Source organism: Mycobacterium sp. NPDC048908 (genome assembly GCF_043197955.1).
Lineage (GTDB): Bacteria > Actinomycetota > Actinomycetes > Mycobacteriales > Mycobacteriaceae > Mycobacterium.
Window position 1 is genome coordinate 286,936 of the sequence record NZ_JBICUE010000004.1, and the last position, 16,306, is coordinate 303,241.

16 protein-coding genes are annotated in these 16,306 nt (G+C 65.5%); 8 read left to right on the forward strand and 8 right to left on the reverse strand.

Going from position 1 to position 16,306, the window contains the following annotated elements:
• Nucleotides 1-8: 8 nt before the first annotated feature.
• Genes ACGFK1_RS13380 through ACGFK1_RS13390 form a run of 3 tightly spaced genes read right to left on the reverse strand, consistent with a single transcriptional unit; the run spans nucleotide 9 to nucleotide 4,026 of the window.
• Entirely contained in the window at nucleotides 9-1,916 is a 1,908-nt protein-coding gene (locus ACGFK1_RS13380; RefSeq protein WP_393429284.1) for an acetoacetate--CoA ligase, read from the reverse strand.
• Nucleotides 1,913-2,659 carry a 3-hydroxybutyrate dehydrogenase gene (locus ACGFK1_RS13385; protein WP_393429287.1) on the reverse strand — a complete coding sequence of 249 codons (747 nt, stop codon included), beginning with the start codon at nucleotides 2,657-2,659 and terminating at the stop codon, nucleotides 1,913-1,915. Before ACGFK1_RS13385 ends, ACGFK1_RS13380 begins: the two co-directional genes overlap by 4 nt.
• Complete coding sequence (locus ACGFK1_RS13390) at nucleotides 2,656-4,026, reverse strand: MFS transporter (RefSeq protein ID WP_393429290.1); 1,371 nt, start codon at nucleotides 4,024-4,026, stop codon at nucleotides 2,656-2,658. Before ACGFK1_RS13390 ends, ACGFK1_RS13385 begins: the two co-directional genes overlap by 4 nt.
• A gap of 115 nt (nucleotides 4,027-4,141) precedes the next feature.
• On the opposite strand from ACGFK1_RS13390, the gene ACGFK1_RS13395 reads away from it, so the two are divergent.
• The 5 genes from ACGFK1_RS13395 to ACGFK1_RS13415 all read left to right on the forward strand — a co-directional run bounded on the left by ACGFK1_RS13395 (nucleotide 4,142) and on the right by ACGFK1_RS13415 (nucleotide 8,150).
• On the forward strand, nucleotides 4,142-5,065 hold the full coding sequence (locus ACGFK1_RS13395) for a LysR family transcriptional regulator (RefSeq protein ID WP_393429293.1): 924 nt from the start codon (nucleotides 4,142-4,144) through the stop codon (nucleotides 5,063-5,065).
• A gap of 9 nt (nucleotides 5,066-5,074) precedes the next feature.
• Nucleotides 5,075-5,848 (forward strand): alpha/beta fold hydrolase, encoded by a 774-nt coding sequence (locus ACGFK1_RS13400; protein ID WP_393429296.1) that lies wholly within the window; start codon nucleotides 5,075-5,077, stop codon nucleotides 5,846-5,848.
• A gap of 64 nt (nucleotides 5,849-5,912) precedes the next feature.
• Nucleotides 5,913-6,506 carry a hypothetical protein gene (locus ACGFK1_RS13405; protein ID WP_393429299.1) on the forward strand — a complete coding sequence of 198 codons (594 nt, stop codon included), beginning with the start codon at nucleotides 5,913-5,915 and terminating at the stop codon, nucleotides 6,504-6,506.
• Between the two features lie 10 nt (nucleotides 6,507-6,516).
• A complete protein-coding gene (locus tag ACGFK1_RS13410) occupies nucleotides 6,517-7,692 on the forward strand; it encodes a glutathionylspermidine synthase family protein (protein ID WP_393429302.1) in 1,176 nt (391 codons plus the stop codon).
• A gap of 2 nt (nucleotides 7,693-7,694) precedes the next feature.
• Nucleotides 7,695-8,150: a DUF350 domain-containing protein gene (locus tag ACGFK1_RS13415; protein ID WP_393429304.1), complete on the forward strand. Its 456-nt coding sequence runs from the start codon at nucleotides 7,695-7,697 to the stop codon at nucleotides 8,148-8,150.
• 22 nt (nucleotides 8,151-8,172) lie between these two features.
• On the opposite strand, the gene hsaB is transcribed toward ACGFK1_RS13415, so the two are convergent.
• The 4 genes from hsaB to hsaA are packed head-to-tail and all read right to left on the reverse strand — an operon-like array spanning nucleotide 8,173 to nucleotide 11,756.
• A complete protein-coding gene (hsaB, locus tag ACGFK1_RS13420; protein WP_393429307.1) occupies nucleotides 8,173-8,739 on the reverse strand; it encodes a 3-hydroxy-9,10-secoandrosta-1,3,5(10)-triene-9,17-dione monooxygenase reductase subunit in 567 nt (188 codons plus the stop codon).
• Complete coding sequence (hsaC, locus tag ACGFK1_RS13425) at nucleotides 8,740-9,663, reverse strand: iron-dependent extradiol dioxygenase HsaC (RefSeq protein WP_393429310.1); 924 nt, start codon at nucleotides 9,661-9,663, stop codon at nucleotides 8,740-8,742. It abuts the gene before it with no gap.
• Entirely contained in the window at nucleotides 9,660-10,559 is a 900-nt protein-coding gene (hsaD, locus tag ACGFK1_RS13430) for a 4,5:9,10-diseco-3-hydroxy-5,9,17-trioxoandrosta-1(10),2-diene-4-oate hydrolase (RefSeq protein WP_393430086.1), read from the reverse strand. The genes hsaC and hsaD overlap by 4 nt, the downstream gene beginning before the upstream one ends.
• Nucleotides 10,560-10,571: 12 nt before the next feature.
• Entirely contained in the window at nucleotides 10,572-11,756 is a 1,185-nt protein-coding gene (gene hsaA, locus ACGFK1_RS13435) for a 3-hydroxy-9,10-secoandrosta-1,3,5(10)-triene-9,17-dione monooxygenase oxygenase subunit (protein ID WP_393429313.1), read from the reverse strand.
• Nucleotides 11,757-11,912: 156 nt separating this feature from the next.
• On the opposite strand from hsaA, the gene ACGFK1_RS13440 reads away from it, so the two are divergent.
• The 3 genes from ACGFK1_RS13440 (at nucleotide 11,913) to ACGFK1_RS13450 (ending at nucleotide 13,927) form a co-directional block, all read left to right on the forward strand.
• Complete coding sequence (locus ACGFK1_RS13440; protein WP_393429315.1) at nucleotides 11,913-12,980, forward strand: 2Fe-2S iron-sulfur cluster-binding protein; 1,068 nt, start codon at nucleotides 11,913-11,915, stop codon at nucleotides 12,978-12,980.
• 22 nt (nucleotides 12,981-13,002) lie between these two features.
• Nucleotides 13,003-13,575, forward strand: coding sequence for a hypothetical protein (locus ACGFK1_RS13445; protein WP_393429318.1), 573 nt, complete (start codon nucleotides 13,003-13,005; stop codon nucleotides 13,573-13,575).
• 103 nt (nucleotides 13,576-13,678) lie between these two features.
• Nucleotides 13,679-13,927, forward strand: a complete 249-nt coding sequence (locus ACGFK1_RS13450; RefSeq protein WP_393430089.1) for a DnaJ domain-containing protein — start codon at nucleotides 13,679-13,681, stop codon at nucleotides 13,925-13,927.
• 22 nt (nucleotides 13,928-13,949) lie between these two features.
• Here the strand turns inward: ACGFK1_RS13450 and ACGFK1_RS13455 are convergent, their stop codons facing one another.
• On the reverse strand, nucleotides 13,950-16,064 hold the full coding sequence (locus ACGFK1_RS13455; RefSeq protein WP_393429321.1) for an acyl-CoA dehydrogenase family protein: 2,115 nt from the start codon (nucleotides 16,062-16,064) through the stop codon (nucleotides 13,950-13,952).
• Nucleotides 16,065-16,306: the final 242 nt, after the last annotated feature.

Genomic DNA, 16,306 nt, shown 5'->3' on the forward strand with positions numbered 1-16,306 from the left:
CGCGGAGGCTACTGCTTCAGATTGGCGTACCAGTCGAGCAGCCCGGGGTCGTCGACGGCGCTCTTCTCCACCACTCGGGCCGGGTCGGCGCCCTGGAACAACTTCTTGATCGGCACCTCGAGTTTCTTGCCGGTGCGGGTGTGCGGAACGCCTGGCGCGACGATGATCTCGTCGGGCACGTGCCGCGGCGACACCTCGTCGCGGACGGTCTGTTTGATCCGGTCCCGCAGTTCGTCGGTCAGTTCCGCGTCGTCGACGAGAACGACGAACAGCGGCATCCAGTAGCCGCCGTCGGGTTGTTCGGCGCCGATCACCAGCGCCTCGGCGATCTCCGGCAGTCGCTCGACGGCTTGATAGATGTCGGCGCTGCCCATCCGAATACCATGGCGGTTCAAGGTGGAATCCGAGCGGCCGTGCACGATGATGCTGTCGTGGTCGGTGATCGTGATCCAGTCACCATGGCGCCAGACACCGGGAAATATTTCGAAATAGGCGCTGCGATAACGGGAGCCGTCGGCATCGCGCCAAAACGCCACGGGCATCGACGGCATCGGTTTGGTGATGACCAGTTCGCCGACCTCGCCTCGCACGGGTCTGCCGGACTCGTCCCATGCGTCCAGCGCGACGCCAAGGTAGGGCGCGGACAACTCACCGGGCCACACCGGCACGGTGCGGACGCCGCCGATGAACGCAGACACCACGTCGGTGCCACCGCTGATCGACGCGACCTGGACGCGGTCACCCACGTTGTCGCGCAGCCACAACGAGGACGACGGCGGCAAAGACGACCCCGTGATGCCGACAGTCCGAAGCTTCGACAGATCGTGCTCTGTACGCGGCACCGCGCCCGCCTTGGCACAACCCAGCACATAGCCAGGGCTGGTGCCGAGCACGGTGGCACCGATGCGAGCGGCGATGTCCCACAGGCTATCCGGCTTCGGATAGTTCGGACTGCCTGCGTAGCAGACGATGGTCGCGCCGACCAGTAAGCCGGCCACCTGGAAGTTCCACATCATCCAGCTCGGGCTGGTGTACCAGAAGAAGGTGTCCTCGGTGCCGATATCCGACTGCAGTGCAATCGCTTTCAGGTGTTCGAGGACGACACCTCCGTGTCCGTGCACGATTCCCTTCGGCAGGCCCGTGGTTCCAGAGGAGAACAGGATCCACAGCGGATGGTCGAAGTCGACGGGGACCGTGGTCAGTTCGTCCGGTTCGGCCACCGCGGTGAGTTCGGCGGTCAGCACGGTCGCGCGCAGTGTCGGCAACCCGGCCTTCAGCGTCGCCACGTCGTCGCGTTTGTCGTGAGCCTTTCCGCCGTACCGGTACTCCTCACCGGTGACCAGGACGACCGGCTCCAGCTGACCCAGCCGGTCCAACGCGGCCTTGGCCGAGTAGTCCTGTCCGCACGCGCTCCAGATGGCCCCGATGCTTGCCGTCGCGAGAAACGCGATGATGGCCTCGGGGACATTCGGCAGATACCCGACGACGCGGTCGCCCGCCGTGACCCCGTGGGAGCGTAGGGTTTTCGCGAAAGCCGCCGTGCGCCCCAGCAGTTCGCGCCAGGACACCTCGGTGACAGAACCGTCCTCGCTCACATCCAGGATGGCGGGCCGGTCGGTGCGCGCATTGCGGACGATTTGGTCGACGTAGTTCAATCGGACACCGGGGAACCACCGGGCCCCCGGCATGGCATCGTTTTCGAGCACACGCGCGGGCGCATCGCCCAGGCCGAAGTAGTCCCACAGTGCGCCCCAGAAGGCGCCTGGGTCATCGACCGACCATCGCCACAGCGACTGGTAGTCGGACAGGGTGCCACCGGTGCGTTGTTCGACGAAGCGGGCGAAGTCGGTGACGCGGGCGTCGGCGATGTCGCGTTGCGTCGGCTGCCACTGAGGAACATCGACCGCGTGTGTCACCGGGCGCTCCATCCGCCGTCCATGGTGTAGGAGGCGCCTGTCACCATCCCCGCCGTCGGTGAAGCAAGCCAACCGACAAGAGCGGCAACCTCTTCCGGTTCCACGAGCCGTTTGATGGCGCTCTCCTTGAGCAGAATTTCGGCCACCACCTGATCCTCCGGGATGTCGTGGGTGCGGGCCTGATCGGCGATCTGCTTGGTGACCAGCGGCGTGCGCACATAGCCGGGATTCACGCAGTTGCTGGTCACGTCGTGCGGACCGCCCTCGAGCGCCGTCACCTTGGACAGCCCCTCGAGCGCGTGCTTGGCGGTGACGTAGGCGACCTTGTACTCCGAAGCGCGAATGCCGTGCACCGATGAGATGTTAATGACGCGACCGAACTTCTGCTGGTACATGTGCGGAAGCGCCGCGCGGATCAACAGGAACGGAGCCTCCACCATCAGTGTCAGCATCGTCCGGAAGCGTTCCGGCGCGAAGTCGACGATCGAGTTGATGCTCTGCACCCCGGCGTTGTTGACCAGGATGTCCGTCGCAAGCTGCAGGCTCTCCAGCGATGAGACGTCGAGAAGGTCCACCGCCCATGCTTGCCCCCCGATTTCCCGGGCCAGCTCTTGGGCGCCCGCCTCGTCGACATCGGCGACCGTGACGGCGGCCCCGCGCGCGGCCAGGTGCCTGGCGCACGCCGCGCCGATCCCACTCGCCGCGCCGGTGACCAGCGCGGTGCGGCCCTGCAGGCCCGTCATGCCACGCCCGCCTTGGCCAGCTGCTCGCGGTCGGCCTGGTCGATGGTCACGAGGTCGATGCCCTTGGTCTCACGGGTGAAGTACACCGCGACCAGCGTGATGACGGCGGCGACCGCCAGGTACAGCGCGATCGGGACCGACGAGTCATATGCCTTGAGCAGAGCGGCCGCGATCGAAGGAGCCAACGATCCGGCGAAGATCGAGGTGACCTGATAGCCAAGGGACACACCGGAATACCGCATCCGAGTGGGAAACATCTCGGCCATGATCGCCGGCTGGGGGGCGTACATGAACGCGTGGATGACAAGGCCGATGATGATGGCGCTCATGATCAACAGGTAGTTGGCCGTGTTCATCATGGGGAACGCGAAGAATCCCCAGGTCCCCGCCAGCACCGCGCCGAGAAAGTACACCGGCCGCCTGCCGTACCGGTCGGACAGTCTGCCGATGAGCGGGATCACGACGAAGTGCACCGCATGCGCGACCAGCAACCACCATAGGATGTCGGAGGTGTTGGCGTGCACCTGCTCCTTGAGGTACACGATCGAGAAGGTGACCACCAGGTAGTACATGATGTTCTCGGCGAGCCGCAGCCCCATTGCCGTGAAGACTCCACGGGGATAACGCTTCAGCACCTCGACAACGCCGAACGAGACGGCCTTGACGCGTGCGACCTCCTGCTGCGCCTCGAGGAAGATCGGCGCGTCGCTGACCTTGGTCCTGATGTAGTAGCCGATCAACACGACCACGGCCGACAACCAGAACGCGACCCGCCATCCCCAGGACAGGAACGCCTCTTCGGACAGCGTTCCGTTCAAGACCAACAGCACGATCGTCGCGAGCATGTTGCCGACCGGGACGGCGGCCTGCGGCCAACTGGCCCAGAACGCGCGGTCGCGGTCAGGGCTGTGCTCGGCGACCAGAAGCACCGCGCCGCCCCATTCGCCGCCGACGGCGAAGCCCTGCAGGAACCGCAGCGTCACGAGCAGCACCGGTGCCCAATAGCCGACCTGAGCGAACGTGGGCAGGCAACCCATCAGCACCGTCACCGCACCGACCAACAGCAGGCTGAACTGCAGCAGTTTCTTGCGGCCGTACTTGTCGCCGAAATGCCCGAACACCACGCCACCCAGCGGGCGCGCCAGGAAGCCGACTGCGTAGGTCAATAACGCCGCGATGATCGCGTCGAGGTCGCTGCTGCCCTTGGCGAAGAAGATCTTGCCGAACACGAGCGTGGCAGCCGTGCCGTAGAGGAAGAACTCGTACCACTCGACGACGGTGCCGGCCATCGAAGCGGCGACCACGCGTTTCAGCCCGGTTGGAATCGCCTGGTCGGTAGTTCGCGGCATATCGCCGTGGACAGTCATTCGCACACTCCTGCCTCAGATGTGATGGCCAGCACAAATCTGGGTGCGAGTATTCATGCAGATAAGCGCACCTGCAATGGGCAAATCTGCACGCGGTATCTGCAAAAATGCAGATATGGCCGATGCGCCGCCGACGCCTGCCCGCCGCCCCAGCGCCGACGACCTGCTGGTGCTGCTCGCCGTTGGCCGGTCCGGGCGGTACAGCACCGCCGCCGAGGAACTCGGCCTGAACCACACCACGATCTCGCGGCGTATTGCTGCGCTCGAACAGTCGATCGGCGGCCGGGTGCTCGCGCGCGTCGGCGGCGGCTGGGAACTCACCGATCTCGGCCGCGCGGCACTGTCCGCGGCCGAAACCGTCGAATCGGCGGTCCGCTCGCTGACCGTCGACCCCGGCGGCGTGCGCGCGCTCGAGGGCGTGGTGCGGATCTCGGCGACCGACGGATTCAGCGCGTACATCGCGGCGCCTGCCGCCGCGCAGGTACAGCGCACACATCCCAAGGTGGCGGTCGAGATCGTGGCGACCACCCGGCGCGCCACTCAGCAGCGGTCCGGGCTCGATGTCGAGGTGGTCGTCGGCGAGCCGAAAGTCCACCGCGCCAAAGCCATACGGCTCGGCGACTACTGCCTCGGCCTGTACGCCTCGCGCGAGTATCTCGCCGAACACGGCACGCCGGTCAGCGTCGCGGACCTCGCCCGCTTCCCGCTGGTGTATTTCATCGACTCGATGCTGCAGGTCGACGACCTCGACATCGCGACGAGCTTCGCGCCCGCAATGCGCGAATCAGTGACGTCCACCAACGTTTTCGTCCATGTCGAAGCGACAAGGGCCCACGCGGGCGTCGGATTGCTCCCGTGCTTCATGGCCGACCGTCACGAGGACCTGCTCCGCATACTGCCCGAACGGGTCGCCATCCGGTTGGCGTACTGGCTTGTGACGCGAGGCGAAACGCTGCGCAGACCCGAGGTCGCCGCCGTCGTGGATGCGATCCGCAGGCGGGTAGACGAACAGCGCGACGCGCTGCTAGGCCGGCGTTAACGTCATTACATGCCGTTCATCGACCACCCCAAGGGCCGCGCTTATTACCGGCACTGGGCCGCCGCCGAACCGCGGGCAGCCGTCGTCTTCCTGCACGGATTCGGTGAGCACACCGGCGTCTATCACCGGTATGGCTTCGCCCTGAACGCCGCCGGCATCGACTTGTGGGCCGTCGACCAGTTCGGCCACGGTTTGAGTCCCGGCACCCGAGGCGACTTCGGCTCGATCGAGGACAGCGCCGCACTCGGCGACATGCTGACCGAATTCGCCGAACAGCACCACCGCGGGCTGCCGCTGATCGCGCAAGGCCATTCGTTCGGAGCGGTGGTCACGCTGTTCCGCCTGCTGGACCAACCCGACCGCTATCAGGCAGGGGTCATCTCGGGCGCCCCGCTGATACCCATCCCTGAGATGCTCGATACGGACAGCGCTTTCGATCTTGATCCGAGCTGGCTTTCCGCCGATCCCTTCTATCTCGATTCACTGGAAAACGACCCGCTTGCCTTCGTCGACGCCGACGGTAAGCCGTTGGCCCGCGAACTCGACAAGGCATGGGACCGGTTCGGCGGCGACCTGCCGAAGCTAGCCGTGCCGACGTTGGCGGTGCACGGTACGAACGACCCGATCGCGCTCGTCGACGGCGTGCGCGCCTACGCCGACCAGATCGAACTGTTGCAACTCGAGGAGTTCCCAGGCGCCCACGACATCCTCAACGAGACCGTGCATCGTGACGTCGCGGCGGCCGTCATCGGCTTCATCCGGACACAGACGGGGCCGCGGTGATAGTCGTAGCCGCTGGGCGTTTGCTGTGGCAGACTGCCTGCCAGGTCGTGACGAGGAGCGATGAGTGGGGCCGGACGAAGATCGACCGCAGCAGGGCGGACCGTCAGACGACGAGAAGCGCGCGCTCGGTGACAACGCGGAGAAGCCGTCCGGTGGCAGCATGCGGTTCCAGGATCCCGCGACCACAAGGCCCCGCCCGCCGACCGTCGGCGAGACGCGGGCCAGGGAGAAAGCCGAGCGCGAGCGGAAGGCGGCTGAGCAGGCGCGCGTTGAAGCCGAGCTCAAGAAGCAGCAACGCAACCGACGGTTGATCGGTGGTGCCGCGGTCGTCGGCGTGGTGGGAGTCGTTGCCGCCCTAGGCTACTGGGCGCTGTCCCCGCGGACGGTCAATGCGCAGTGCGTCCAGGAGGACGGCAACGGCGGACCCATCGTCGTGCCAGACAGCTACTGCACCGGCCATTCCGGCGGTTACGGCGGTCTGTTCATCTACAGCGGGCATCAGTACCGCTACTACTACGGCAGCAGCGGAACCGTCGGGTCGCGACCAGTGGGCGGCACGACGGTGATGCCGAAGGACACCACGGTCAAGACGTCGTCGGGCACCACCATTCAACGCGGCGGTCTGGGTACCAAGTTCTCGGGCAGCGGCGGCGGCTGAGCAGCGATCCGTGAAACGCCTCAGAACGGACCGACGGCCGGACTGGCAGTCGATCGTGGAAACGCAGGGCCTCGTGTTCGGCACGCCCGCGCTCGATCCCTCCGGCGCGGACCGCGTGTACTGGGACGAGTCGGTGTTCTACGAGTTCGAGATGGCCGAAGTGCTGGCGCTGGAGGCCGACGTCGAACTGCTGCATTCGATGTGCCTGAACGCGGTCGAGCAGGTCGTGCTCATGGAGCGATACGCCGATTTTGGTCTGCCGGAATGGAGTTGGCAGCCCATCGCCGAATCTTGGCGGCGCTCAGATCCGTATGTCTACGGTCGTTTCGACTTGCGCTACGACGGCGGCTCCCCCGCCAAGCTGCTGGAGTACAACGCCGATACCCCGACGACGTTGCTGGAATCATCGGTCTTGCAGTGGCATTGGCTGCAGGACAAGTTCCCCGGGTTCGACCAATGGAACTCGCTGCATGAACAACTCGTGGACCGGTGGAAGGTTGTGCGAGATACCCTGCCCAGCAACGAGCTTCACTTCTCCTGGTCGGGTGCCGAGCAGACCGGCGAAGACCAGATCACGACGACATACATGCAGGAGACCGCGGCCGAAGCCGGTTTCGAGACGATCGCACTGGAAATCGAGGATGTCGGTTGGGACACCGCCCTCGAGCGCTTCGTCGACTTGGAAGAAGCGCCGATCGATGCGATGTTCAAGCTCTACCCGTGGGAGTGGGTACTGGACGACGAATTCGGCAGGCACGTCGCATCGAGCCTTCCGCAGACGATGTGGATCGAACCGATGTGGAAGGCGCTGCTGTCCAACAAGGCGATCCTTGCGGTGCTGTGGGAGATGTACCCCGGGCACCCCAACCTGCTGCCCGCCTACCTCGATGAACCCCACGAGCTGACCGAGTACGTCCGCAAACCGAAACTGGGCCGCGAGGGTGGCAACATCACGATCGTCGGTCCGGGTGTCGAGTTGGCCACCGGCGGCATCTACGGCGAAGAGGGCTACGTCTATCAACTGTTCGATCCGCTCCCGCTTTTCGACGACGTGCGGCCCTCGTTGGGCGCATGGGTGGTCGGCGACTCGTCCGCGGGGTTGGGGATCCGCGAGGCCGGCGGCCTGGTGACCGACGACCGTGCTGCCTTTGTCCCACACCGAATTCCGTTGACAGAAGGAAGCTGATGATGACGACCACCGTATTGGCGCTCGATTCCGACTTCTGGAACACCGTCGGTCGCGGGGTCGGCGCCATGTGGCTGTACGCCGCTGTCGGGTTGGTGCTGATGGTGGTGGGCTTCTACGCGATCGACCTGGCAACGCCGGGCCCGCTGCGCCAGATGGTCAAGCAGGGCAAGCCAAACGCCGTCATCATCTCGGCGGCAGGCATCGTCAGCATGGCGTTCATCGTCGTGCTGGCCATCTACGGGTCGGGCGGAAAGCTCGCGGAGGGACTGATATCCACCGCGGTGTTCGGTCTCGTCGGCATCGCCGCGCAGGTGATCATGATGCGTGTCGCGACGACGGTGCTTGGCGTGGACATGTCCGGATGCCTGCACTCTGCGGAGTTTCGGCACCCCACACTGATGGTGGCGGCCGCCCAGTTCGCCCTCGGCCTCGTGGTGGCGGTTGCCATTCTGTGAGGCGTCGGTCGGCGGGCTGTATCTAGAGCCAGGTGTCGTCGGTGGTGGCGGTCAGGAACGCCTCGAGGTCGTCGCGCCATTGCGCAGGAGTGTTCTTGTCGGGCTCGATGCCTGTGTACTCGCCGCGGTAGAACAACAGCGGCCGCGGTTTCGTGTGCGGCACATCGGACAACGAGTGCACCGCGCCGAAGACGACGTAGTGGTCGCCGCCGTCGTGCACGGAATGCACGCTGCAGTCGATGTGGGCCAACGTGCCGTCGATGATCGGTGAGCCGAGCTTCGACGGGTGCCAGTCGAGTCCGGCGAATTTGTCCGGTTCCCTCGAACCGAATCGTGCCGAGACGTCCTTTTGCTTCTCGTGCAGGACGTTGACGCAGAAGTGGCCGCTCGCTTCGATCGCCTGCCACGACCGGGAGACCTTGGTGGGGCAGAACAGCACCAGCGGAGGATCCAGCGACAGCGCGGCGAACGACTGGCAGGCAAAGCCGATCGGCCCACCGTCGTGCACGGTGGTGATCACCGTGATGCCGGTGCAGAACTGCCCGAGCACATTGCGGAACGTGCGAGGGTCGATCGGTTCTGCGGCCACTTACTTGAAGCCGACGCTGAAGTCGTGGCCCCACAGGCTGACGGCCGTGCTCTCCCGTGCCACCCAATTCTGGTCCTCGACTTCGAGGCCCTCACAACCGAATTCGACATCGAAGCCGCCGGGTGTCTTCATGTAGAAGGACAACATCTTGTCGTTGACGTGCCGACCCAGTGTCGCCGACATCGGGACTTTGCGGCGCAGCGCGCGGTCCAGGCACAGCCCGACATCGTCGGCGTTTTCCACCTCGACCATCAAATGCACGATGCCGCTGGGTGTCTCACCGGGCATGAACGCCAGGCTGTGGTGGCGGGGGTTGACGCCGAAGAACCGAAGCCACGCGGGCGGCCCGTCGGCGGGCCTGCCGACCAGTTGCGGTGGCAGCCGCATCGAGTCGCGCAACCGGAAGCCCAACACGTCGCGGTAGAAGTGCAGCGACTCCATGTCGTCCCTGGTGGTCAGCACGACGTGGCCCAGACCTTGTTCCTCGGTGACGAACTTGTGCCCGTACGGGCTGACAACGCGGCGGTGCTCCAGCGCGGCGCCGTGGAACACCTCGAGGCGGTTGCCGGACGGATCCTGGAACCGAATCATCTCGTCGACGCGGCGGTCGGCCAGTTCCGCGGCGGTGGCCTCCTTGTACGGGGTGCCTTCGAGGTCCAGGCGGTTGCGGATCTCCTGCAGCCCTTCGGCGTTAGCGCATTCCCAGCCGGACTCCAGCAGCCGGTCGCTTTCGCCGGGCACGATCACCAAGCGCGCAGGGAAGTCATCCATCCGGAGATACAGTGTCGCTTCCCGCCCACCACCTGATGCGCCCTCGGTGGAGCCCTTGCCCTCGACCATGCCGAGCACCTTGAGGCCGTACTCACGCCAAGCGCCGACGTCCGTCGACTCGATGCGCAGATAACCAAGCGACCGGATGCTCATGACTGGCCTCCCAGAAAGTCAACTGTCAGCTTGTTGAACTCGTCGAATTTCTCCAGCTGGGCCCAGTGTCCGCACTGCCCGAAGACGTGCAATTGCACCCGCGGGATCTGCTTGAGGGCCAGCAGCGCGCCGTCGAGCGGGTTGACGCGGTCCTCCCGACCCCAGATCAGCAGTACCCGCTGGCGCAGCTTGTACACCTCGCGCCACATCATGCCGAGCTCGAAGTCCGCGCCTGCGAACGACTTTCCCATCGCCCGGGTGGCTGCCAGCGACTCCGGTGTGCTGGCGATCGCGAAGCGTTCGTCGATCAACTCCGGCGTGATCAATTTCTGGTCGTACACCATGATTCGCAGGAACGCTTCGAGGTTCTCCCGCGTCGGCTCGTAGGAGAACTTGCCGAGCAGCTTGACGCCCTCGGTCGGGTCCGGCGCGAACAAATTGACCGACAGCCCGCCGGGACCCATCAGCACCAGTCGACCCGCGCGGTCGGGGTTGTCGAGCGCGAACCTGACCGCGGTCCCGCCGCCGAGCGAATTGCCAACCAGCGCAGCGCGTTCGATGCCGAGATGGTCGAACAGGTTCAGCAATGCGGTGGCACTGTAGCGGTTGTACTGCTCGTGTTCTGTGTGCTTGTCGGAGTGACCGTAGCCGGGCTGATCGACGGCGAGCACGTGGAAATGACGCGCCAGCACGCCGATGTTGCGGCCGAAGTTGGACCAACTCGACGCGCCTGGCCCGCCACCGTGCAGCAGCACGATCGTGGGACCGCTACCCACGCCTGCTTCGTGATAGTGCAGCCGCATAGCCATATCCCCCGAGCGGACTTGGGCGAAGCGGGAGGTCGACTCGAACGTGATCTCTTGCTGCTGAGCGGTTTCAGCGGCGAATGACGTCATCAGGCCGGCCAATCAAACCATCGTGTCCTGCGGCGGAAGCCCGAACTCGTTGTTGCCGAAGATCAGATAGGCGCGTTCGGGGTCGTTGGCCGCGTGCACCCGGCCCGCGTGCGCATCGCGCCAGAACCGTTGCACCGGAGCGTCGTTGTTCAGTGCGGTGGCGCCCGACGCCTCGAAGAGCCGGTCGATCGACGCGATGGCACGGCCGGTGGCTCGCACCTGATCACGACGGGCGCGGGCACGCAGCTCGAACGGGATCTCCTTGTCCGCCTTGAGCAGTGCGTATTCGTCGCCGACATTGCCGATCAGCTGACGCCAGGCGGCGTCGATGTCGCTGGCCGCCTCGGCGATGCGAACCTTGGCGAACGGATCGTCCTTGGCCTTCTCGCCGGCGAACGCCGCGCGCACCCGCTTGCCCTGATGCTCCACATGAGCGTCGTAGGCGCCGTAGGCCATGCCGACGATCGGCGCCGAGATGGTGGTCGGATGCACTGTGCCCCAAGGCATCTTGTACACGGGAGCAGTGTTGGTCTGCAGGCCACCCGCCGTGCGGTCGTTCATAGACTTGTAGGACAGGAACCGGTGCCGCGGCACGAACACGTCCTTGACCACCACGGTGTTGCTACCGGTGCCGCGCAGACCGACCACGTGCCAGACGTCGTCAATGCGGTATTCGGTGCGCGGGATCAAGAAGCTGCCGAAGTCGACCGGCCTGCCGTCCTTGATGACAGGGCCGCCGAGGAACGCCCATGTCGCGTGGTCACACCCCGACGACCAGTTCCACGAACCGCTGACCAGATAGCCGCCGTCGACCACGGTGCCTGCACCCATCGGCGCGTACGACGAGGAGACCCGAACCGAGGGATCGTCGCCCCACACCTCTTCCTGGGCCTGCTGGTCGAACAGCGCGAGGTGCCAGTTGTGCACGCCGATGATGGAGCTGACCCAACCCGTCGAACCGCACGCGGTGGCGATGCGGCGCACCGCTTCGTAGAACACCGTCGGATCGCATTGCAGACCGCCCCACTGTTCGGGCTGCAGCAGTTTGAAGAAGCCGACCTCGTCGAGTTCGGCAACGGTTTCGTCGGGCAGCCGACGCAGATCTTCGGTCGCCTGGGCTCTCTTGGCGATCAGCGGCAACAGGTCGTCGATGCCGGCCAGGACCGACTGCACGTCACCCTGTTCAATGGACGTCACTGCTTTGCCTCCCGAGAGTACGGACCTGACAGAAGATTAGAACACGTTACGATTTGTGTCGAGCAGGGTATATCTGCAGCGGCTGGACCTGGGCACATGCATTTCTGTAACCTGTTCTAGTTATCACCGCATCTTTGACCAGGAAGGGCGCCACTAGTGACGGACGAGCCGCTCGGTAGCCACGTGCTCGAGCTGCAAGTGGCCGATGTCATCGAGGAGACATCCGACGCGCGCTCGCTGGTGTTCACGGTGCCCGACGGGCCAAACGATCCAGTGATCCCGGCGGAGAAGCTGCGGTATTCACCGGGTCAGTTCCTGACGCTGCGGGTGCCCAGCGAGCGGACCGGATCGGTGGCCCGTTGCTATTCGCTGTGCAGTTCGCCGTTCACCGGGGACCCGATGACGGTGACGGTCAAACGCACCGCCGCCGGATACGCGTCGAACTGGTTGTGCGACAACGCTCATGCGGGGATGAAGATCCACGTGCTGGCGCCGTCGGGCACCTTCGTGCCGAAGACGCTCGACCAGGACTTCCTGTTGCTGGCCGCCGGTAGCGGCATCACCCCGATGCTGGCCATCTGCAAGTCCGCGCTCGCCGAGGGCAGCGGCAAGGTGGTGCTGGTCTACGCCAACGAGGACGAGAACTCAGTAATCTTCGCGAGCGCGCTGCGCGATTTGGCGGCGAAGTATCCGGATCGGCTCGCGGTCGTGCATTGGTTGGTGTCGGTGCAGGGCCTGCCGACCGCGGCGGCGCTGGCCGGTCTGACCGCGCCCTACATCGGCCGCGACGCATACATCTGCGGGCCCGGCCCGTTCATGGCCGCCGCAGAGGAGGCGCTGAAGAGCTCGGGCGCGTCGGCGGACACGATCCACATCGAGGTCTTCAAGTCGCTGGAGTCCGACCCGTTCGCCGCCGTTGTCGTCGAGGACGACGACAGCGACGAGGGGCCCGTGACCGCGATCGTCACGCTCGACGGTGAGCGCCACGAGGTGCGTTGGCCGCGCAACGCCAAGCTGCTCGACGTGCTGCTGGACAAGGGCCTGGACGCGCCGTTCTCCTGCCGCGAGGGCCATTGCGGCGCGTGCGCGGTGCTGAAGAAGAGCGGCGAGGTGGAGATGGAAGTCAACGACGTGCTCGAGCAGCAGGATCTGGACGAGGGGTTGATCCTCGGCTGCCAGGCGCGCCCGCGATCGGATTCGGTCGAAGTCACATACGACGAGTGAGCGAACGGATACCTTGCTGACGATGAACCGGCTCACAGCAGCGAGTGCGGCGGCACTGGCGATCGCGGTGCTCATCGAGCCCGCGTCGGCGACGGCTGCGGCCAACTCCGCCGTCACCTCGATCCCGGTCGATCCGGCGACTCAAATCGAAATGCACGTCAATGCCGATTGCGCGGCGGGCAGATGCACGTTCAGCACGACGGCGAATCTGCTGACGCCGGACGGACCCACCGGATTCCCTGGCGATGCCTGGTCGCGGCAGACCATCACACTGCGCAGTTCGTCTCGCAGCGTGTGGCAGGAAGCCACCTACAGCGCGCCGTCGGGGATGCCCCGGGACAACAAGGGCCAGAATCACGACAACGTGCTGTCCAAGCTGTACAAGTCGCTCGACGACGTCGAGATCTCCATCACCACCTTCGGCGGCGGACCGATCGAGCGCTACACCATCGACGGCGAGTCCGTGCCGACCGATTGGCGCACAGGCCAACCGAATACGAAGGCCGACTTCATCGCATGCTCCCAGATCCAGGTGGTTTACGGCGGAGTGAACCTCACCACGCCGACGGCGTGCGCGCAGACCACATTCAGCTAGCGCGTTTCGAGCGTGTCAATAAAGGGGTAAACCCTCATCGTGCCGCGTCAGCGATTCGATCCGTACGCCGTGCTCGGGGTGCAGCGCACAGCAACCGGAGGCGATCACCAGCGCCTACCGAAGACGCGTCCGCGAGCTTCACCCCGACACGACCGTCCCGCAGCCGACCGATGAGCAATTCGAGCTGGTTTTGGCCGCCGACAACCTGTTGCGCAATCCCGCGCGCCGAGCGCGCTATGACCGCAGCGTCCGACGGGAACGGACGAAGTCGACCCACACCGCGGCGTCGGCTGGTGGCGTTCGCATCTTGGGCGTCTCGCTGAAATTCAACGCGCGGCCGCTTTCAGAGTGAGCTGATTTCTCGTCCTGCAGGCCTAGCGCGGCAGTCCCAACAGGCGTTCGCCCGCCATGGTGAGCAGGATCTGCTCGGTGCCGCCCGCGATGGTCAGGCAGCGGGTGTTGAGGAAGTCGTGCACCTCTTTGTTTTCCACGATGCCCGCGCCATGCGAGATCTCCATTCGAAACTCCGAGAGCGCTTGCCGGTACCGCACACCAATCAGCTTGCGGGCGCTGGCTTGTGGGCCCGGGTCCTGGCCGCCGAGGATCAATTGCGCAATCCGCTGATCGAGCAGGGACCCCACCTGAGCAGACCGAATCAGTTCGCCGAGTTGATCGGCCACCGCCGGATCGACGTCCAATTCGGTGACCGTGCGAAGCAACTCCTCCATCGGGTTGCCCAGTGCAGTGCCGTGCGCCATCGCCACGCGCTCGTTGGCCAGCGTGGTGCGGGCCAACCGCCAACCGTCGTTGACCTGCCCGACCACCATCTCGTCGGGCACGAACACCTCGTCGAAGAAGACCTCGTTGAACAGGCTGTCGCCGGTGATCTCACGCAGCGGGCGAATCTCGATACCCGGAGACGTCATGTCGATCAGGAAGTACGTGATGCCCTTGTGCTTGGGCGCATCAGGATCGGTGCGTGCCAGGCACACACCGAACTGCGCCCAGTCCGCCCGCGACGTCCACACCTTCTGCCCGGTGAGCTTCCAACCCCCCTCGGCCCGAACGGCTTTCATCCGCAGTGACGCCAGATCCGAGCCGGCGCCCGGCTCACTGAACAACTGACACCAAAACAGCTCACCGGTCAGCGTGGGCGGCACGAAGCGCTCGATCTGCTCGGGGCTGCCGTGCTCGAGGATCGTCGGCGCGGCCCACCACCCGATCACCAGATCAGGCCGCACCACACCGGCTTTGGCCATCTCCTGGTCGATCAACAACTGCTCGGCCGGGCTGGCTTCGCGGCCGTACGGTCGCGGCCAGTGCGGTGCCAGAAGGCCCGACTCGGCAAGCGCCACCTGCTGCTCATCGACAGGCAGCGCCGCGACTGTCGCTACCGCAGATGCGATTTCCGGCTGCAGGTGCGCCACCGAATCCAGATCGATGTGCAGTTCGCGGCGCACGCCATCGCTCGTCAGCGCGGCGACCCGGCGCAGCCATCGCGACAATCCGCCGAGGAACTGCGAAATACCATATGCCCGGCGCAGATACAGGTGCGCATCGTGTTCGAACGTGATCCCGATGCCGCCGAGCACCTGAATGCAGTCTTTGGCATTGGCTTTCGCGGCTTCAATCGCGGTGGCGGCCGCCACCGCCGCAGCGATGGACAACTGGCGTCCATCAGAGTTAGCGACCGCGGCCGCCGCATCCCCGGCGGCTACCGAGATCTGCTCCGAACGCAACAACATCTCGGCGCACATGTGCTTGATCGCCTGGAAGCTACCGATCGGCTTGCCGAACTGCTCGCGCACCTTCGCGTACTCGGTGGCGGTCCGCAGCGTCCAGCGAGCCACCCCCGCGGCCTCGGCGGCAAGCACCGTCGCGGCCAGATCCTCGACCCGTTGCGAGTCGACGGCCAACTCGTCGGCGGTCGCCGACTCCAGCACCACCCGCGTCAGTGGGCGGGTGAAGTCCGTGGCCTTCACCGGTTCGATCGTCACCCCGCCGGCAGTCGCATCGACGAGCAGCCACTTGTCTCCTGCAGGAAGGATCAGCACTCCGTCCGCGTCGGCGCCGAGCACGTAGTCGGCGGTGCCGGTGGCCTGACCGTCGCCGTAGCGCACGTCGGCCGTCAATGCGACACCCGCCGTCCGCTCCCCGCAGGCAAGGGCCTCGAGCAGCTTGGCATGCTGTTCGCCGAGCACCAGCGTGGCCAGCGCGGTAGTGGCGACCGGACCGGGCACCATCGCAGCGGCGGCCTCGTCGACCATCGCGCACAGGTCTTCTGCGGTGCCGCCCGCGCCGCCGTGCGCCTCTGGCAGCGCTACGCCGAAGATCCCTAGTTCGGCCAGGCCGCGGTAGGAGGTGTGCCACGCATCGGCCCTGCCCCGCTCGACGTCACGCACGGCCTGGACGGTGGCGGCGCTGGCCGCCCAGCTACGCACCAGGTCGCGCGCAGCAAACTGCTCGTCTGTGATGGTGGCCGACAACATGACTCCTACCGTTTGGGTGAGAAGGCCGTGCTTCTCACTAGAACGTGTTCTAATAGTGCCAGCGTTCGAGCGTCAAGTCGACCGCCATTGGGGCAGCACACGCCGGTGTCGTCGGTGTGCTGAGGGAAGAAAATGCAGTCCTGGATGCGTATCGTTTTCATGAGCACGCACGATGAAGGAGTAGCCGACCACATGTCTGGGATGTCGCAACCGGCACAGCCCGCGCAGGGTTCGGGGTCGGA